The organism is Streptomyces sp. NPDC104761 (genome assembly GCF_055583445.1).
Map to the genome: position 1 here is coordinate 84,265 of NZ_JBVJNZ010000007.1, position 18,623 is coordinate 102,887.

At 69.8% G+C, this 18,623-nt stretch carries 12 protein-coding genes and 5 pseudogenes; 8 read left to right on the forward strand and 9 right to left on the reverse strand.

What is annotated here, in order from left to right:
• Nucleotides 1-137 precede the first annotated feature (137 nt).
• Together ACZ63F_RS20265 and ACZ63F_RS20270 are read right to left on the reverse strand one after the other, a co-directional pair.
• Nucleotides 138-1,760 carry an AMP-binding protein gene (locus tag ACZ63F_RS20265; protein ID WP_469712647.1) on the reverse strand — a complete coding sequence of 541 codons (1,623 nt, stop codon included), beginning with the start codon at nucleotides 1,758-1,760 and terminating at the stop codon, nucleotides 138-140.
• Nucleotides 1,757-3,439 (reverse strand): AMP-binding protein, encoded by a 1,683-nt coding sequence (locus ACZ63F_RS20270; protein ID WP_469712648.1) that lies wholly within the window; start codon nucleotides 3,437-3,439, stop codon nucleotides 1,757-1,759. Before ACZ63F_RS20270 ends, ACZ63F_RS20265 begins: the two co-directional genes overlap by 4 nt.
• Before the next feature lie 128 nt (nucleotides 3,440-3,567).
• On the opposite strand from ACZ63F_RS20270, the gene ACZ63F_RS20275 reads away from it, so the two are divergent.
• From ACZ63F_RS20275 to ACZ63F_RS20285, 3 genes are all read left to right on the forward strand, one after another.
• Complete coding sequence (locus tag ACZ63F_RS20275) at nucleotides 3,568-4,407, forward strand: helix-turn-helix transcriptional regulator (protein ID WP_469712650.1); 840 nt, start codon at nucleotides 3,568-3,570, stop codon at nucleotides 4,405-4,407.
• A gap of 144 nt (nucleotides 4,408-4,551) precedes the next feature.
• The gene (locus ACZ63F_RS20280; protein WP_469712651.1) at nucleotides 4,552-7,353 is read left to right on the forward strand and encodes a helix-turn-helix transcriptional regulator; all 2,802 of its coding nucleotides are present in this window, start codon (nucleotides 4,552-4,554) and stop codon (nucleotides 7,351-7,353) included.
• Nucleotides 7,354-7,557: 204 nt separating this feature from the next.
• On the forward strand, nucleotides 7,558-8,349 hold the full coding sequence (locus ACZ63F_RS20285) for a S1 family peptidase (protein ID WP_352358987.1): 792 nt from the start codon (nucleotides 7,558-7,560) through the stop codon (nucleotides 8,347-8,349).
• 94 nt (nucleotides 8,350-8,443) lie between these two features.
• Here ACZ63F_RS20285 and dmpI read toward each other — a convergent pair whose 3' ends face one another.
• From dmpI to ACZ63F_RS20300, 3 genes are all read right to left on the reverse strand, one after another.
• Nucleotides 8,444-8,626: a 4-oxalocrotonate tautomerase DmpI gene (gene dmpI, locus ACZ63F_RS20290; protein WP_469712653.1), complete on the reverse strand. Its 183-nt coding sequence runs from the start codon at nucleotides 8,624-8,626 to the stop codon at nucleotides 8,444-8,446.
• 138 nt (nucleotides 8,627-8,764) lie between these two features.
• Nucleotides 8,765-9,667: a LysR family transcriptional regulator gene (locus ACZ63F_RS20295; protein ID WP_469712655.1), complete on the reverse strand. Its 903-nt coding sequence runs from the start codon at nucleotides 9,665-9,667 to the stop codon at nucleotides 8,765-8,767.
• Nucleotides 9,668-9,762: 95 nt separating this feature from the next.
• On the reverse strand, nucleotides 9,763-10,896 hold the full coding sequence (locus ACZ63F_RS20300; RefSeq protein WP_469712657.1) for a winged helix DNA-binding domain-containing protein: 1,134 nt from the start codon (nucleotides 10,894-10,896) through the stop codon (nucleotides 9,763-9,765).
• A gap of 201 nt (nucleotides 10,897-11,097) precedes the next feature.
• On the opposite strand from ACZ63F_RS20300, the gene ACZ63F_RS20305 reads away from it, so the two are divergent.
• Both ACZ63F_RS20305 and ACZ63F_RS20310 read left to right on the forward strand, forming a co-directional pair.
• Nucleotides 11,098-12,282: a magnesium and cobalt transport protein CorA gene (locus ACZ63F_RS20305; protein ID WP_469712659.1), complete on the forward strand. Its 1,185-nt coding sequence runs from the start codon at nucleotides 11,098-11,100 to the stop codon at nucleotides 12,280-12,282.
• 366 nt (nucleotides 12,283-12,648) lie between these two features.
• Nucleotides 12,649-13,017 (forward strand): annotated as a pseudogene (locus ACZ63F_RS20310) (transposase); the annotation flags it as partial.
• A gap of 109 nt (nucleotides 13,018-13,126) precedes the next feature.
• Here ACZ63F_RS20310 and ACZ63F_RS20315 read toward each other — a convergent pair.
• On the reverse strand, nucleotides 13,127-13,534 hold the full coding sequence (locus tag ACZ63F_RS20315) for an enoyl-CoA hydratase/isomerase family protein (RefSeq protein WP_469712660.1): 408 nt from the start codon (nucleotides 13,532-13,534) through the stop codon (nucleotides 13,127-13,129).
• 267 nt (nucleotides 13,535-13,801) lie between these two features.
• Between ACZ63F_RS20315 and ACZ63F_RS20320 the strand changes: the two are divergent.
• Nucleotides 13,802-13,984 (forward strand): annotated as a pseudogene (locus tag ACZ63F_RS20320) (hypothetical protein); the annotation flags it as partial.
• On the opposite strand, the gene ACZ63F_RS20325 reads toward ACZ63F_RS20320, so the two are convergent.
• Both ACZ63F_RS20325 and ACZ63F_RS20330 read right to left on the reverse strand, forming a co-directional pair.
• A complete protein-coding gene (locus ACZ63F_RS20325) occupies nucleotides 13,928-15,793 on the reverse strand; it encodes a serine hydrolase (RefSeq protein WP_469712661.1) in 1,866 nt (621 codons plus the stop codon). The pseudogene ACZ63F_RS20320 and the gene ACZ63F_RS20325 overlap by 57 nt on opposite strands.
• Nucleotides 15,794-16,120: 327 nt before the next feature.
• Nucleotides 16,121-16,336, reverse strand: a pseudogene (locus ACZ63F_RS20330) (IS5/IS1182 family transposase); the annotation flags it as partial.
• Nucleotides 16,337-16,396: 60 nt separating this feature from the next.
• Between ACZ63F_RS20330 and ACZ63F_RS20335 the strand changes: the two are divergent.
• Nucleotides 16,397-17,159 (forward strand): annotated as a pseudogene (locus tag ACZ63F_RS20335) (transposase).
• A gap of 179 nt (nucleotides 17,160-17,338) precedes the next feature.
• On the opposite strand, the pseudogene ACZ63F_RS20340 reads toward ACZ63F_RS20335, so the two are convergent.
• Nucleotides 17,339-17,509: pseudogene (locus tag ACZ63F_RS20340) on the reverse strand (DUF5655 domain-containing protein); the annotation flags it as partial.
• A gap of 68 nt (nucleotides 17,510-17,577) precedes the next feature.
• Between ACZ63F_RS20340 and ACZ63F_RS20345 the strand changes: the two are divergent.
• Nucleotides 17,578-18,573 (forward strand): sigma-70 family RNA polymerase sigma factor, encoded by a 996-nt coding sequence (locus ACZ63F_RS20345; protein ID WP_469713071.1) that lies wholly within the window; start codon nucleotides 17,578-17,580, stop codon nucleotides 18,571-18,573.
• The last annotated feature ends 50 nt before the right edge of the window (nucleotides 18,574-18,623 follow it).

Genomic DNA, 18,623 nt, shown 5'->3' on the forward strand with positions numbered 1-18,623 from the left:
GGCTTGAGTGGGAACCCCCAAGCGGGCAAAGGGGGGCGCCGGGGGGTGGGGTGTTTGGGGTGCGGGAGCATCTTCGGGCGGGGGGGGCCTCCCCACGCCCACGCGGCGGAGCCGCACATCGGTACAGCCCCGCGCCCCTACGGGGCGCTGTATTTCTCCCTCAGTTCGATCTTGCGGACCTTACCCGAGACCGTCATGGGGAAGGTCTCCAGGATCTGGATGCGGGTCGGCACCTTGTAGTGGGCGAGGCGGCCCGCGCAGAAGGCGCGGAGGTCGTCCAGGGTGGGCGGGGCGGCCGGGTCGTGCGGGATGACGCAGGCGAGGACCTCCTCGCCGTACTTCTCGTGCGGCACCCCGACCACCTGGACGTCCCGGACCTTGGGGTGGGCGTAGAGGAACTCCTCGATCTCGCGCGGGTAGATGTTCTCGCCGCCCCGGATGATCATGTCCTTGATGCGGCCGACGATCTCCACGTAGCCGTCCTCGCGCATCAGCGCCAGGTCGCCGGTGTGCATCCAGCGGCCGGCGTCGACGGCCTCCGCGGTCTTCCCGGGCTCGTTCCAGTAGCCGAGCATCACGCTGTAGCCGCGGGTGCACAGCTCGCCCGAGGTGCCCCGCGGCAGGGTGACCCCGGTGGCCGGGTCGACGACCTTGACCTCCAGGTGCGGCAGTACCCGGCCGACCGTGCCGGTGCGGTGTTCCAGGTCGTCGTCCCTCCGGGTCTGGAGCGAGACCGGTGACGTCTCCGTCATGCCGTAGCAGATGGAGACCTCCGCCATGTGCATCTCGGCGACCACCCGCTTCATCACCTCGACCGGGCAGGGCGAGCCCGCCATGATGCCGGTGCGCAGGGTGGAGAGGTCGTACGACGCGAAGTCGGGGAGGTTCAGCTCCGCGATGAACATGGTCGGGACGCCGTACAGCGAGGTGCAGCGCTCCCGCTGGACCGCCTCCAGGGTGGCCTGCGGATCGAAGGACGGGGCCGGGATCACCATGCAGGCGCCGTGCGAGGTGGCGGCCAGGTTGCCCATCACCATGCCGAAGCAGTGGTAGAAGGGGACCGGGATGCAGATCCGGTCCTGCTCCGTGTAGGCGATCAACTCGCCAACGAAGTAGCCGTTGTTGAGGATGTTGTGGTGGGAGAGGGTGGCGCCCTTCGGGAAGCCGGTGGTGCCCGAGGTGTACTGGATGTTGATGGCGTCGTCGCAGGACAACTCGGCCGCTCTGGCTGCCAGTTCGGGGGCCCTGTCGGCGCTCCCGCGCGCGGTCAGGGCGTCCCAGCTCGGGTCGCCGACGTAGAAGGTCTCCCGCAGCTCGGGGCACCTGCCCCGCACTTCCTCCACCATCGCCCGGTAGTCGCTGCCCTTGTGCCGGAGCGAGGCGAACAGCAGGGAGATCCCGGCCTGGTTGAGGACGTACTCGACCTCGTGGGTGCGGTAGGCCGGGTTGATGTTGACCATGATCGCGCCGATCCGCGCGGTGGCGTACTGCACCAGCACCCACTCGGCGCAGTTGACCGCCCAGATGCCCACCCGGTCGCCCTTGGCGACCCCGCTCGCGAGCAGCGCGTACGCCAGCCGGTCGACGTCGGCGGAGAACCGCGCGTACGTCCAGCGCCTGCCGGTCGGTACGTCCACCAGCGCCTCGCGGTCCGGCCAGGTGGCGACGGCCCGGTCCAGGTTGGCCCCGATGGTGTCGCCGAGCAGCGTGGTGCCGCTGGTGCCGTGCGCGTAGGACCCTTGGGTGTACGACGAGTTCACCGGAAGTCCTCCTCGCGGTACTCGGCGGCCGAGCCGGCGGCCGTGGCCTCGCGCAGCTCGATCCGGCGGATCTTCCCGGACACGGTCTTGGGCAGCGGGGCGAACTCCAGCCGCCGGACCCGCTTGTAGGGCGCCAGAACCTGCCGGGAGTGCTCGAAGAGCACCTTCGCGGTGTCCGGGCCCGGCTCCCAGCCCGCCGCCAGGACGATGTACGCCTTGGGCACGGAAAGGCGCAGGTCGTCCGGCGCGGGCACGACGGCCGCCTCGGCCACCGCCTCGTGCTCCAGGAGCGCGCTCTCCAGCTCGAACGGGCTGATCTTGTAGTCGGACGCCTTGAACACGTCGTCGGCGCGGCCGACGTACGTGAGGTAACCGTCCTCGTCGCGGGAGCCGATGTCGCCGGTGCGGTAGTAGCCGCCGGCCATCGCCTCCGCCGTACGGTCCGCGTCCCCGTGGTAGCCGGTCATCAGGCCCACCGGCAGCGCCGACAGGTCGAGCGCGATCTCGCCCTCCGCCGCTCCGGGGGCGCCGCTGACCGGGTCGAGCAGCTCCACCCGGTACCCCGGGCTGGGGCGGCCCATCGACCCGGTCTTCAGGGGCTGCCCGGGGCTGTTGGAGACCTGCACGGCCGTCTCGGTCTGCCCGAACCCGTCCCGGACGGTCACGCCCCAGGCCCGCCGCACCTGCTCGATCACCTCGGGGTTGAGCGGCTCGCCCGCCGCCACCACCTCGCGGGGCGGGGTCGCCAGCCGGCTCAGGTCCGCCTGGATGAGCATGCGCCACACCGTCGGCGGGGCGCAGAAGGACGTCACGCCGTGCCGGTCCATCTCTGCCATCAGCCGGCCCGCGTCGAAGCGCGCGTAGTTGTGGATGAAGACCGTCGCCTCGGCGTTCCAGGGGGCGAAGAGGTTCGACCAGGCGTGCTTGGCCCAGCCCGGCGAGGAGATGTTCAGGTGCACGTCACCGGGCTTGAGGCCGATCCAGTACATGGTCGCCAGGTGCCCGATCGGGTACGAGGTGTGGGTGTGCTCGACCAGCTTGGGGCGGGCGGTGGTGCCCGAGGTGAAGTAGAGCATCAGCGGGTCGTCGGCGAGGGTGGGGCCGTCGGGGACGAAGTCGGCCGAGGCGGTGTACGCGTCCTCGTACGGCTCCCAGGGCCCCGCCTCCGACGGCGGCAGCCCGCCCACGGCGATCCGCGTGTACCCGCCCGGCACCTCGGTGAACTTGGCGGCGTCCTCGGCCCGCACGACCACGTGCTTCACCCGGCCCCGGTCGACGCGGTCGCGCAGGTCGGCCGGGCCGAGCAGCGGGGTGGCCGGGATGACCACGGCCCGCAGCTTCATCGCGGCCAGCGCGGTCTCCCACAGCTCGGCCTGGTTCCCGAGCATGACCAGGATGCGGTCCTCCGGCTCGACGCCCCGCGCGCGCAGGTGGTTCGCGACCCGGTCGGAGCGCTCGGACAGCTCGGCGAAGGACAGCTTCGTCTCCGAGCCGTCCTCCTCGACGATGTGCAGGGCGGTGCGTTCGTTGCCCTCGGCGATGACGTCGAACCAGTCCAGCGCCCAGTTGAAGTGGTCCGGACGCGGCCACTCGAAGCCCTCGTAGGCGGTGGCGTAGTCCGCACGGTGTTCCAGCAGGAAGTCCCGTGCCCTGCGGAAGTCCTCCGTCGCACTCGTCATTCGCGTCTCCTTCAGTACCGGACCATTGCCGGGCGGCTCTCTGGCATCGTGTAATCCGTGATGCAGGTCTCACTACCCCCGAACGGGGGTGTGGACCGCACAAGGCCGGGGTCGAAGGGGCAGGACAGGTGGCAGCAGAGGTCGCGGGGGCGCTGGAGATACGTGGTGCGCTGTCCAGACTCCGGCGCACCACCGGGCTTCCGATCGCCTTCGGCGGGCTGGTCGAGGCGGGCCGGACACAGGTCCGGATCAGTGAGCTGACCGGGACCAACACGGCCTCGCTGCGCTCGCTCGCGGTCACCTCGGGAAACGGTCTGGGCGGCAGGGCGGTGGCCCTGGCCCGCCCCTGCGCGGTCGTCGACTACTCGGCCTCGCGGCAGATCAGCCACGAGTACGACATCCCGGTGGCGGCCGAGGGCCTCCGCTCGGTGCTCGCGGTACCGGTGGTGGTACGGCGCCGGGTGCGGGGCGTGCTGTACGGCGCGCTGCGCACCGCCCAGCCGCTGGGCGACCGCACGCTGGGCGCGGCGGTGGCGGCGGCCCGGGACGTGGAGCAGGCGCTGGTCGTGCAGGACGAGGCCAGGGGGCTGCTGGCGGCGGCGCGGCCGGCACCGGGTGCGGTGACGGAGCGGGGGACCGCCTGGGAGCAGGTGAGGGAGGCGCATGCCGCGCTGCGGGCCCTGGCGCCGCGGATCACCGACCCGGGGCTGCGCGCCGAACTGCTGGCCGCCTGCGGGCTGCTGACCGCGCCGGCGCCGGTTGCGGAGGCGGAGGCGGTGCTGGCGCCCCGGGAGGTGGACGTGCTGACGTGGGTGGCGGCGGGGGCGACCAACGCGGCGGTGGCCGAGCGGCTGGGGCTGCGGACCGAGACGGTCAAGGGCTACCTGCGCTCCGCGATGCGGAAACTGGGCGCGCACACCCGGGGGGAGGCGGTGTCGGCGGCTCGTCGGACGGGGGTGTTGCCATAGCCGGAGGGGACCCATTCCATTCATGCGGACGCGCGGTGAATTGCCCTATGCGAAGCCCCTGTTATTTCCCTCACCACGCCGTTCGGCCGGATTTCAGGGTTCATTGCCTAGAATTTGGCCCGGACACGACACACGAGGGGAGCGGTGACCGTGCGACGGGACTTCCAGGAGCCTGCCAGATGCCGCCCCGACCTGGTCATCGGCCGGGCGGAGCTGCTCGCGGCCGCCCGGGAGCAGCTCGCCTCGGGGGGCAGCGTCCTCCTGCACGGGCCCGCCGGAATAGGTAAATCGACCGTCCTGCGGGCGCTGGACGCGGAATACGCCGGGACCGCCCGCACCGTGCTGCGCTGCTCGGCCACGGAGTCCGAATCCCATCTTCCGTTTCTCGCCCTCGCCGACCTCTTCGGCCTGGTCCTCGACGACGTCTCCGCCCATCTGCCCGGCGCCCAGCGCACCGCCCTGGAGTCGGCCCTCACCGGCCGCGGCGAGTCCACCCTCCAGCGCGACGGCCTCGCCCTGCGCCTCGCCGTGCTGTCCACGCTGCGCGCGCTGGCCGCCGAGGGGCCCGTACTGATCGTCGCCGACGACCTCCAGTGGCTGGATCCGGCCAGCGCCGAACTCCTCGGCTTCGCGGCCCGCCGCCTCGGCGGCACCCCGGTCCAACTGCTCAGCGCGGTCCGCACCGAGGGCCAGGAGTACGACCGTCACCTACGCGCGTCGCCCCCGGACACCGTCGCCGTCCGCCTCGGCGCGCTCAACCGCAAGCAGGTCTCCGACCTCCTCGACCACCGCGGCCACACCGGGCTGAGCCGGTCCACGGTCCGGGAGATCCACCGCACCAGCGGCGGCAACCCGCTGTTCGCCCTCGAACTGGGCCGCGCCCTCGCCGAGAACCCGACCCCGCCCCGCCCCGGCGAGCCGCTGCCGGTGCCGACCTCGCTGCGCGCCCTGGTGCTCAGCCGCCTCGACATGCTCTCCGTCGAGGCCCGCCGCACCCTGCTGGTGGCCAGCGCCGGCGCCCGCCCCACCCACGCCCTGCTGCACGCGGCCGGCCGGGAGAACGCCGAGGCCGAGTGCGCCCAGGCGGCCGAACTGGGGCTGCTGGCCACCGAGCCGGAGGGACCCGCCGTACGGTTCGCGCACCCCCTCATCTCCGCCGCGCTGTACGCGGAGGCGCCGGCCCAGGAGCGCCGGGCCGCGCACGCGGCGCTGTCCACGGCCGCCTCCGACCCGATCGAGCGGGCCCGGCACCTGGCGCTGGCCACCACCGGCACCGACCCGGAGGTCGCCGACCGGCTCGCCGAGGCCGCGACCGAGGCACGGGACCGCGGCGCCCCCTCGGTGGCCGCGCAGATCGGCCTGCTCGCCGCCCGGCACACCCCCGGCGACCACACGCCCACCCCGGACGAACGCCGGCTCCAGGCGGCCGAGGACGCGACCAGCGCGGGCGAGATCGACCTCGCCCAGGACATCGCCCGCGAGGTGCTCACGCACGCCACCCGGCCGGCGGACCGGGTGCGGGCCTGGATCCTGGTGATCGACTCCGCCGGCCACACCATGACCGAGGTCGACGCGGCCTTCCCGCACGCCCTCGCCGACGCCGGCGACGACCCGCGGCTGCTCGGCAAGGTCCACTACCAGCTGGCCTGGCGGGCACTGATCGTGGGCGGCGACTTCACCGAGGCCCGGCAGGCGGCGGCGCACTCCGCGGACCTCGCGGCCGAGGGCGGCGACCGGCGCACCGAACTCCTCGCGCTCTCCCTCCAGGCCCAGGTCGAGACCCTGATGGGCCATCCGGCGGCGCCCGCCACCATCAAGCGCGCCCTGAAGGAGCCACAGGACCCGTACGTGGCCTGCCACCACAACGGGGCGGGCAGCGCCAGGTTCCGCTGGCTGGTGATGGGCGACCAGCTGGCCGAGGCGCGCACCACCGTCACCGCCCTGCTGCGCGAGGTCCGCAGGCGCGGGCAGGTGGAGAGCGAGGTGCACTTCCTGCGCGGGCTCGCCGAGACCGAGCTGCGCTCCGGGCACTGCGGGCGCGCCCTCGACCTGGCCCGGGAGGGCCTGCGCCTCGCCCACGACTCCGGGATCGGTGAGACCGCCTCCGCGATGCTCACCTCGCTGGCCGAGGCGTCCGGCGGCGACGTGGACCGGGGCCTGGCACTGGCCCGGGAGGCGGTGGAGCACGCCGAGCAGGACGGTGACACGATGTACCTGTCCCGGGCCCTGGGCGCCCTCGGATACGCCCAGTTGGTGGCGGGCGACCCGGCGGGCACGGTCCGCTCGCTGCGCCGGGTGCGGGAGCTGGAGCAGAGCCTCGGCATCACCGACCCGGCCCGCGGCCGCTGGCAGGGCGACCTCGCGGAGGCACTCGTCCGGGTGGGTGAACCCGCCGAGGCGCAGGACGTCATCGACGTCACCCGTCAGCACGCGCTCAGACTCGGCCGGGAGAGTGTCCTGGCCGCGCTCGACCGGGCCGAGGCGCTGGTCCGGGCCGCGCACGGGGAACGCGACACCGCCGTCGCCCTGCTGACCTCGGCTCAGGACCGGTTCGCCCAACTGGGCCACGGCCTGGAGGAGGCGCGGGCCGCCTTCGCCCTGGCCGTGCTGCGCGAAAGGCGCTCCCCGACCGCGTTCGACGAGGCCACCCGGCTGTTCAGGCGGTGCCGGGCGCTGCCGTGGCTGCGGCAGGTGGACGAGGCCGTCTCCGCGCCGGAGCCGCCGGTCGAGGCACCCGCCGCGCTCGACGCCCTGGACGGGCTGGCCGCGATGGAGCGTCAGGTCGCCGCGCTGGTCATGGAGGGCGCCACCAACCGGGAGATCGCCGCCCGGCTGTTCATCAGCGTCAAGACGGTGGAGGCCACGCTCACCCGGGTCTACCGCAAGCTGGGCATCCGATCCCGCGTGGACATAGTCCGTTTGGCCGCGGGACGACGCGCGAAGTGAGAACGCTCCCGGTTAACTGAGGCGGACCGAGGGTTTTCCCTCCCCCATCCCCCTAGGGGGTTCCCTCATTGGGAGGGTGGGGTTCCGGGTCCTAGCTTATGGATGTGCCGCTCGCCCGGGCATACGGGGGTCGGTCCCGCGACCCCCGTGCTGCACCCCCCACACCCGCGCGACCCCCACCGGCAACCCCCACTGAGGAGACTCATGTTCGGGCACCACCGCGCAAGAAAGTCCGCCGCAGTCCTGGTGGCCACCGCCGCCGCCGCGGCGACCGCGCTGATCGCGTCCCCCACCGCGTCAGCCGCCCCCCAGCCGATCGTCGGCGGCACCACGACGACCACGACCGCGTACCCGTTCATGATGCAGATCACGGACGCGTCCGGCAGCCAGTTCTGCGGCGGCACCCTGGTGTCGGCCACCAAGGTGGTGACCGCCGCGCACTGCATGGAGGGCGAGTCGGCGAGCGGCGTCCGCGTGGTCGGCGGCCGCACGTACCTCAACGGCACCAACGGCACGGTCAGCAAGGTCAGCAAGATCTGGATCAACCCGGACTACACGGACGCCACCAACGGCGACGACGTGGCCGTCCTGACGCTCTCGACGGCGATGTCGTACACCCCGGCGTCGTACGTGACGTCCTCCCAGACGAGCGTGTACGCGGCCGGCACCACGGCCCGCATCCTCGGCTGGGGCACCACCTCGGAGAACGGCAGCTCCTCCAACCAGCTGCGGACCGCGACCGTCCCGATCGTGTCCGACTCCAGCTGCAAGAGCTCCTACGGTTCGGACTTCGTCCAGACCGACATGGTTTGCGCCGGATACACGTCCGGCGGCGTAGACACCTGCCAGGGCGACAGCGGCGGTCCCCTGCTCATCGGGGGCGTCCTGGCAGGGATCACTTCCTGGGGAGAGGGGTGCGCGGAGGCCGGTTACCCGGGTGTCTACACCCGGCTGACCACCTTCTCGAACCTGGTGACCGCGCAGGTCAACTCATAACCAGAAGGTCTCCCGAGCATCCCTCGGGTGAGTGACCAGGGGGCGTTGCGGGCTACCACGAGCAGCCCGCAGCGCCCCCTATCCATGCGGGTGCCTACCTGTCCGCGGTGAGCTTCCCCGCGGCACCCCAGCTGTCGGCCGGGACCTCGTGGATCCAGACCTGCACGGTCTCGGCGGGGATCTTGTACGCGTCGACGAACGCGCCGGTGACGCGCCGGACGAGGTCCCGCTTGAGTTCGGGGTCGCGGGGTCCCTGCTGGACGGTGACGATCGGCATCGCTGAACTCCTTCGAGTGGGTGGCCCGTTCGGGGTCCTGTCCGCAGTGCTGCCGGGAGCCCCGTTCGGTCCTGTTCGATGGGTCCAGTCCATCGCGCCTGGCGTCCGCGGCCAAGGAGCAGATCCCGACCGCAGCGATCAGCTTCCGTGATCGCCGCAGGCCAGGAGCAGGTCGGCCAGGTGCGGGGAGGGGGCGGCCGCGGGCACGGCGAGGCCCGTGGTGAGGGCCAGGCCCGGTGCCCGGAACGGCACGAAGGCGACCCGGGGGCTGTGCAGCACGCACGCGTGGGACGCGTACACGACCGTCCAGAGCATGGGGGTCCCCCCGCTCGAGCGAAGCCGAGAGTGGGGGAAGGTGCCGATGCTGGCGAGGGTGTCCTGGAGGGAACCGGTCGACGGTCCGGGCAGCGGCTCGAAGCCGGCCTCGCGGCAGGCGCCGACGACCAGGTCGACGAGGGCGGGGTTGGCACGGCGCTCAACGAGCGCGAGGCGGAGGCCGGCCAGTTCTTCGACGCCGATCTCGGCGCGGCCGGCGAGGGGGTGGGTGGCGGGGACGGCGGCCACCAGGGGGTCGGGCCACAGCGGCCGGACCCGGACGCCGGGCACGGGCTCGACGGCCCGGACGAACGCCGCGTCCAGGCGGCCCCCCGCGACCCGGGCGAGGCGTTCCGCGGCAGGCAGTGAGAAGAGCTCGACGGGCACGCCGGGCGCGCGGCGCGCGAACGCGTCCAGCACCCGGTCCAGGTGGGCGCCGAGTCCCGTACTGGTCCCGATCCGCAGGCCGGCCGGCGCGGCGACCGCGGCCCGCGCCCGCTCGGCCGCCGCCAGCACCGCCCGCGCCTCGGGCAGCAGCCGCTCCCCCGCACCGGTGAGCCGGACCCGGCGCGGCGAGCGGTCGAACAGTTCGGCGCCCAGTTCCCGTTCAAGACGCTGGATCTGCTGGCTGACGGCCGACTGCACGATGTGCAGGCGCTCGGCGGCCCGCCCGAAGTGCAGTTCCTCGGCGACGGCGACGAAGTAGCTGAGCTGCCGCAGTTCCATGGCCCCGACTCTAAGCGGGTCCTGGCGAAGTCCGCTGCGGTGGGGCAGCGCCTCCGGCGGCGCGCCGGTGGTCGGGCGGATGCGCCGCCCCCTCATCACCCCGTCTGCGCCACGACGGTCCCGAACCGGACGTCGTACTGCTCACCGGGGTGCAGGGTGGCCAGCATCCGCTCGCCCTCCGCAAGGATCGCGGCCCGCTCGGCAGCCCCGCCGCGTGGCGGCTCGAAGGTCTCGACGACCAGGGCGTTCTCCGTCAGCTTCCACACGCCGGCCAGGAAACCGTCCACGAGCAGGGTGCGGTGGGCCTGGTTGCCCCGCCAGGCACGGCCACGGTGCTCGGGGCGCACGACGCGGGTGCGGTCGGCGTGGGAGAGGAGCAGGTTGTCGAACTCGGGGAGGAAGCGGGGCGGGGCCGGGGTCGCGGGGTCGGGGCGGGGGGCGGCGGGAAGGTCGAAGAGTTCGGCACCGGTCTCGGCCCGGAAGGTGAGGAGGCGGGGCCGCAGCCGTTCGAAGGCCGCGCCGAGCCGGGTCAGTCCGGCCCAGGTCTGCATGTCCCTGACGGAGGCCGGGCCGAAGGCGGCGAGGTAGCGCAGGACCGCGGTGTCCGTGGCGGCCGCGGTGTCGAGGACGGAGGCCGGCTCGACAGGGCGGCCGAGCCAGTGCTCGGCGGTGGTGAGGGCGACCTGCCCGGACCGGCCCCACAGTCCGCGCGGGGTGACCTGGACGAGGGGCAGGGTGCAGCGGGCGGCGACGGCGAGGGACTGCGGGTCGGCGTCCGGCCATTCGGCGTGCAGCGCCTCCCGCAGCCCGGCCATGGTGCGGGGCTCGGCCTCGACAAGGTCCCTGGTGAGCGCGGCGAGCCGGTCCAGGTCGACACCGGCCAGCCCCTTGCGGAAGGCGGCCAGCTCCCGGGTCCGGGCGGGCTGGACCAACGGGCGCAGGGTCAGCGCGTCGGCGGCGGTGTGGGTGTGGATGGTCGACCGCAGGGTGACGATCCGGACCACCTCCCGGTCGGCCATCAGCCCGGAGAGCTGTTCGGGGGTGAAGCCGTCGAGGCGGGCGGCGAGGGCGTAGTACGGCGGCTTGACGTTCTGCGCCTGGAGGCCGACGAGGTGCGCCACGGTCTCCTTCGCCGACCGGGACGAGCGGCGCAGCAGGAGCTGGCGGTCGAGGGTGGCGCGGTTGAGGGCGCGGGTGCCGAGGACCGGGCCGGACGGCTGGTTCTTCATACCGGGCACGCTAACGCCGAATGAGGACAGCACTTGTCCTCGATCGCACCGCATCTCTCACCGAATCCCGTCCTCGTTCCCTCCGCCGGGCCCGTATGCCCCGTATATCCTGCGACGAGACTCATCGATCACGTGTGATCACTCCGACCACGCGGATCACACAGCTCACGCCGATACTGGCTCCACCGAGAGGCGGCCGCGATGTCCGAGCGACGCCCCAGCCCGGCCTCGAAGAACACCGCGAACGGCCGGAACGGCCGGGGCACCAGAAGGTCCGTCTGGCGTCGCGCCCTGTCGCAGGAGCACGACGACACGGCCGAGCTGCCGGCGGCGGCGTCCGCGTCGGGCGGGGAGTCCGCCGAGCCGCCGAGCATCGTGGAGGCGGCGCTGTACAGCGACGGGGTGCGGGTGTCGGCCCCGGCGACCCTCGCGGAGACCTACCGCGAACTGCGCGACACGCCCTCGGGCATGGCGTGGATCGGCCTTGCCCGGCCCACCTCGGACGAACTCCTCTCCCTTGCAAGCGAGTTCGACCTGCACCCGCTCGCGGTCGAGGACGCGATGGAGGCCCACCAGCGGCCGAAGCTGGAGCGGTACGGCGACACGCTCTTCGTGGTCCTGCGCGCCGCCCGCTACCTGGACGCGCCCGAGGAGGTCGACTTCGCCGAGCTGCACGTGTTCGTCGGCCCCGACTTCGTGATCACGGTCCGGCACGGCGCGGCCCCGGACCTCTCGGCGGTCCGCCGCCGCATGGAGGACTCCCCCGACCTCCTCAAACTCGGCCCGGAGGCCGTCCTCTACGCGATACTCGACGCGGTGGTCGACGGCTACGCCCCGGTCGTCGAGGGCGTCCAGAACGACATCGACGAGATCGAGACGGAGGTCTTCCGCGGCGACCCGTCGGTGTCCCGCCGCATCTACGAACTCTCGCGCGAGATGGTGGAGTTCCAGCGAGCGACGCGCCCCCTCGTCGGCATGCTGCACGGCCTGATGGCCGGCTTCACCAAGTACGAGACCGACGAGGAACTCCAGCGCTACCTCCGCGACGTCGCCGACCACGTCACCCACATCAGCGAACGCGTGGACGGCTTCCGCCAGGCCCTCACCGAGATCCTCACGGTCAACGCGACCCTCGTCACCCAGCAACAGAACGCGGAGATGCGAGCGTTGGCGGAGGCGGGCTTCGAACAGAACGAGGAGATCAAGAAGATCTCTTCCTGGGCAGCGATTCTGTTCGCTCCGACGCTGGTCGGGACGATCTACGGGATGAACTTCCGGGAGATGCCGGAGTTGCACTGGGCACTCGGATACCCCTTCGCCATCGTCCTGATGGCGGTCGTGTGTACTAGTTTGTACTTCATCTTCAAGCGCAAGGACTGGCTCTGAGTAACCGGTCGACGAGGGCTTACGCCAGGGCCTCGCGGGAGCCGAGGCAGTCGTCAGAGGACCCGGCCAAGGACGCTGGGGAGAATCTGGGGCAGGAGCCCCGGCCGTGAGCACGAACCGCACAGCCGAACGCGACGCCATCCAAGCGGCTATGCAACGCCTCCTGGCCGGCACACCGACCCGCTCCATTGGAGCCCAAGTCGTCGTCCAGCTCGCCGCCGAGGCCGGAGTAAACGGACCCGCCACCACAGCTACCGCCTCAAACGGCCGGAGGACCGCGGCCGACGACACGGCAGCCACCCACCATCCGCCTCGCCAACCCACCCGCCCGTGCAGCCCCAGCGGACTTGTCCAGGGTCCTGTTGGCTGCACGGAAAGAAGCACTCTCCAGGTAAGCAAGCGATCGGGTTGTACCCGCGTGTCCGCGTCGAGGGCGGTGGCAGCGGGGCGGTCTCGCAGGCCGGGGCAGTGCTGCTGGTCGAGACAGTCCGCAAGTCCGGCCTGGACACCGCGATATCGGCGGCATTGGCGCCGTGGCGTAGGTCTCGGGCAGTGCACGACCCGGGCAAGGTCCTGCTGGATGTCGCGCTCGCGGCGACTCTGGGCGGGGACTGCCTCGCCGATGTCGCCATGCTGCGGGCTGAACCCGACGTGTTCGGCCCGGTGTCGTCGGACCCCGCGGTCTCCCGGCTCATCGACGCCCGTGCCGCAGCCGGACCCAACATCGTCGACGCCGGTCAGGGTTGCGTCGAAGCCGGCGGCGTCGATGGCGTACCCGTCGTCCGGCCCTCCTTCGGAGGCCATGCCGGATCCTGTCCGACCGTTGCGGCCCAGTTCACGAGCTTCACTGTGTGTCTCCTTCCGGCTGGCGTCCGAGGTAGTAGCCCAGGTGCATCTCGTAGTCGCCTGCCTGGTTGCGTCCGGCGGCGAGCGCGGCCGGAAGCCTGCGCTGGGAGCCCGGCCAGTTGAATGAGTGCATGTAGAGGTCGTAGGAGGACTGCAGGTCCTCTGCGGACGGCAGGGTGTACCGGTTGACCTGCTGCTTGACCGCGGCGATCGATTCCTTGTCGAAGGAGGCGATCCGGCGGGCGAGGGTGTCGACCAGCGCGTCGAGTTCGCCGTCGGGGACCGTGCGGTTGACCCAGCCGTACCGCTCTGCCAGCTCAGCCGGGTAGTCGTCGCTGGACAGGGCCACCTCCAGCGCGTACGACGGACGCGATGCGTTCCTGCCGTATTTTCGTATGTGCCGCACGGTGGCGTCGGCGTCCCGCGCGTTTCACTGGTTGAGGTGGCATTGCACCAGTCCCCAACCCTACTGAGAACCCCTTCGGGGAAAAAGCCATTTAGGTACCCGACCTCCCCCTATACGCCTTACGGCGCGGCCTTCTATTGAAATGTCCTCGACGAGTTGCATGGCATCGGCAAGGTCCACTCGATGAGCGGCGGCATTCCTTCCGGCTAGAGGTTGTCCCGTATGGGGCGTTAGTTATCCGGTGAGGGCCAGGTTCTGGAGCCGAGGGTGGTCGTGCGCACAATCGCTTGGCTGCACGGCTTCAGCCGGCTCCGCATCCGTTGAAAAAGACGAGCCGACATCCACGACGACTTCCTCAAGCCCGCCTGTTGCCTGAGCACTCACCGCCAGTGGTTAGATCGGGGATCCCGGAGGCCAGAAGTCCACCTCGTCATGTATGCCCCACATTAGGTGACTAAGACCTGCTGGCGTGTCTAGGTGTGCAGGCGAACGTCGGCGCGTGTTCATCACAGCTGCCAGGCAGACGTCGTCGGAGGCTCGGCCAAGCGTGGCAGTGGTGCCGGGAAGGTCGCCATTGCATACCCAGTCACGATTCTGGATCCACCATCCGCAGGCATAGTGCTCGTCTATGCCCTTCTTGTCGAGGAGTCCAGAAGGCGTCACCATGTACTCGGCCATGGCATCGGTGGACAGTATTTGCGGCGGATCAGCGTAGCCATTTACTCTTAGGACGAAGCGTAGCAAGTCGAGTGCGCTGGCGACCCACCCGCCGTGAGAGTCTGTCCGTTGAATATGTATGCCGTAGGGGTCGTCATGGCCTTCGCCATAGTAGACAGCTTCCCCTGAGAGGCGGTTCGCCAGAGTATTGCCAGCGATCCGCATGTCAGTGATTCCACAAGGAGCTAGAATGGCTGTCCGAACGTGGTTCTCATAGGTTTGCCGCGTGATCTTCTCTATGATGCGCCCAAGCAGACAGTATCCGAAGTTGGAGTACATGTACGTCGTATGTGGATCGTGAGTGAGAGAAGTATGGCCTAGAGTCCAAGTTATGAGCTCATCCCTGGACATTGAATAGTTCGAAAACATGGGGTCACTATCATCGTTCGGCCATCCGCCGCTGGTGTGGTGCAAGAGATCCTCAACCGTTATCGCGTGCGCTCTGGTATCCGCTGTCACGTACTGGCTGAGGATCCCGTTTGTCCCGAAGACGTGGTCACTGAGCTTGAGTTGGTTGTGCTCCACCAGGCGCAGAACAGCCACGGCCGTGATTGGCTTGGTGCAGCTAGCCACCCGGAACAGGGTGTTGGGTGTTGCCGGCGTTCGCCTCGCCTGGTCGCTGAATCCGTATGCGTGTGAGTAGACAAGCTTTCCGTACTGAGATACTGCGAGCGCCATTCCAGGGACCTGATGAAGGTTCATGAAGCGCTTGACCATAGTGTCCACTACTGGATCCGCGTCACGCTTCTCGCACACGATATTGAACCTTTGAACAGCATCGCTCCCATGCCCACGCGAGAAGCCTCTCAGGCTGGTCAGTCTCTGCTGCAGAGCATCCCCTTGCTTGATCGTGTCCATCAGCGCACTCGGGGAGATATCGTGGAATACAGTCCAAGTTCGCCCGTCATTTTTCTCCCAGAGCGCGACAATGAACTGGAAGTCCTTACCGTAGGAGGTGGCGTTATTGAAGCCACTGACTCGCACCGCACGGTAGCCCTGATTCTTCATGCTGTCGCGAGTCTGAACGAAACTGGCGAAGGTGTCGAACGTGATCTTCCAGTCGCGTCCGTCGTTGACGTGCTGGGTGGCGTTGAATGTCTCCTCAGCGCCGATAAGCGGGTTTCCGTCGATATCGACGATTCTGAATCCATCCCGGAGCGCCTCATCGACCATAGGCCCCCATCGCTGGAGGCGCTGATCATGACTAAGCAGCCACGCCGAAGTATCGTTGTATCCGAAGTTCTCCCAAAGCACTGAATAGAACCTCTGGCCAGCCACCTCAAAGGAATGATCGCGGACGAGCTGGTACCCGTCTTGAGTTCTCTTCAGGAACGAATCCAGCCAGTCACTCTCCCTCATGAAGTGATTCGACCATTGATCACGGTAGTGACCCTCCGCAAATATCGCTGCGAAGCGGGCCTCTCCATTTACCTCGTAGCCACTGAGGTCTTCTATTCTGTAACCCCGGTCGATGACCTGATCCTGGAATACATCCCTATAGGCGGAATCATCGAGATCGAAGACAACCTGATAGTCCTTCACACTTCTCACCCATCCTATGGATCATAACCACGGGCACACCTGAAGCGGCCTTGCGGAATGGGGGACGCAGCGCACGGAGAGGCCGTTGAAACGCGCCGGGCTGCACGAATAGGTGCTGAGGGTCCGGGACGCGAAACCAGAGACGAGCTGGCGCGTGTAGTGCGAATCTAACCCGTGTCGACTGGCGCCGCAACCGCAGGGCGTGGTCGGGAAACAACTGGCGTGGTGAGCCTCTTGGCACCGCTGGTCAGCGGCATGCTGATCATGAAGTTATTTTCGGCGGGTCCCAGGGCTTCGGCGTAGTAGGCGGGCGTCCGTTTACAGGGGCTAACACAACGATATGAGTTGGTGGTGACTACTCAGGCAGCAGGCGAACTTGAGGAAGGCCTCGTGGATGCCGGCGCGTCGTTCCCGGCGGATGCGGAGCTGGCGGAAGCCGTGGAGCCAGGCGATTGTGCGCACGACCACCCACCGGTAGGTACCCGGGCCGGTGCCGTGCAGGGTTCCGCGTCGGGCGACGGCGGGAACGATGCGGCGGGAACGGACCTGGTCGCGGTTGAGGTTGTCCCGTAACCGGTGGGGCGGTTGGTGCGTTGGCTGGGCATGGGTGGGGTGATCTCAGCAGATGATCCGAAGTGGATCGAGCCGTTTTCCGGGTTGAGCGAGTCGCAGTTCACCAAGCTGGTGGCGTTGGTGCGGCGTCGCGGTGGCGACGTACAGCGCGGCCGGCCGTGGCGGCTACCACTGGAGGACCGGGTGTTGCTGGTGGCGACGTACTGGCGCACGAACCTCACGTTGCGGCAGGTGGCACCGTTGTTTGGGGTCTCGAAGTCTGCGGCCGACCGCATCCTCGATCACCTCGCGCCCTTGCTGGCCATCTCGCCGGCCCGTCGGCCGCGCAAGGACACCGTCTACATCGTCGACGGCACCCTGGTGCCCACCCGTGATCGCAGCGTGGCCGCGTCGAGCAAGAACTACCGGTACTCGACCAACCTTCAGGTTGTCATCGATGCCAACAGCCGCCGTGGCGATCGGCCTGCCGCTGCCCGGCAGCCGCAACGACTGCCGGGCGTTCTCGGAGTCCGGCGTCGACCAGGTCTGCCGCGGCGTACCGACCCTCGCCGACGGCGGATACCAGGGCACCGGCCTGCTCATCCCGTACCGCAAACGTCGAGGTCAGACGCACCTCAGTCCACACCAGGAAGCGGAGAATGCCATTCATCGCCGGGCGCGAGCACGCGTGGAACACGCCCTGTCGCGGCTGAAGAACTGGAAAATCCTGCGGGACTGCCGGCTCAGGGGCAACGGCGTGCACCAGGCCATGCTCGGCATCGCTCGGCTCCACAACCTGGCCCTCACCGGATAACTCACGCCCCATACGGGACAACCTCTAGTCGACGGTAAATCGTCACAGATTCCTGCGCGACGGCCAGCGCTTCCTCGAATTGACCCACTTTGGCGAAGCGAAGGGCAAGGCTGTACAGGGACAGGGCGAGGTCGGGTCCGAGTCTCCGGCGCTCCGCGCCGGAGCAGCCGAGACGCGGATACCAGGTGCTCGAACTCGGCGCGGTGGTCCATCAGCCAGGCCGGGTAGAACAGGCTCTGTTTGATCACCCCGGCATCCGTGCCGCGCTGGTACTCGACGATGACCGGCGAGCCGTTCTCGTCCAGCCCGAGCGAGTCGATCCGGCCGCCGTGCAATCCCCGCGAGTCCATCACCGATGATCAGCGGTGGCCGCAGCCTTTGTCCTTCGACGGCGAAGTCAGTCGGGTGCAGCGTGCCGATCTGGGCGGACTGGATTGGATGTCAGGCTGAGACTGGCGTACGGCATGATGGGCTGGTGGACTTCGAGTCGTACCGGGGTGAACTGCTCGCGTTCTGTTACCGGATGCTGGGCTCGTTCCACGAGGCCGAGGATGTGGTTCAGGAGACGCTGTTGCGTGCCTGGAAGGCCCGGGATCGGTATGACCCGGCGCGCGCGTCGGTGCGGACCTGGTTGTACCGGATCGCCACGAACGCGTGCCTGACCGCGCTGGAGGGGCGCGGCCGGCGCCCGCTGCCGTCCGGGCTGGGTGCGCCGAGCGACGACCCTGACGCCGCACTGACACCGTCGCTCGGTATCCCCTGGCTGGAGCCGTTTCCTGATGCACGGTCGGATGTCCAGGCGCGGGTTGATCTGCGCCTGGCGTGGGTGGCGGCGGTGCAGGTGCTTCCGGCGCGGCAGCGCGCCGTCCTGGTGCTGCGGGAGGTGCTGGGGTTCACCGCGGCCGAGGTCGCCGGGCAGCTGGGGACCACGGTGGCGGCGGTCAACAGCGCGCTGCAGCGAGCCCGTGCCACCCTCGCGGGCGCGGGCGGTCCCGATACGGTGCGTGAGCCGGACGATCCCGGGGCGCGGGCCGTGGTGCAGCGGTATGTGCGGGCGTTCGAGGCCGCCGACGTGCCCGCACTGGTACAGCTGCTGGCCGAGGACGCGACCCTGGAGATGCCGCCGGTTGCGCTGTGGTACCGGGGCAGCACCGACTACGGCCTGTTCCTGGAACGCGTCTTCCGAATGCGCGGCACCGGCTGGGTCGTGCGGGAGCTCACGGCGAACGGGCAGCCCGCGCTGGCGGCGTACGCGCCACAGCCCGGCGGAGGGCACCGGCTGCACACCCTCCAGGTGCTCACCGTCACCGGCGGCCTGGTGGCGCACAACGTCGTCTTCGCCGATCCGGGCGTCTTCGACGTCTTCGAGCTGCCGCGGCACATTCCTGCGGGGGATTTCACGCCGGAGCGATGAGCCGGGCGGGGGCCGCCGGTATGTACCGGTGAGCACTCGACCTGAGCGAG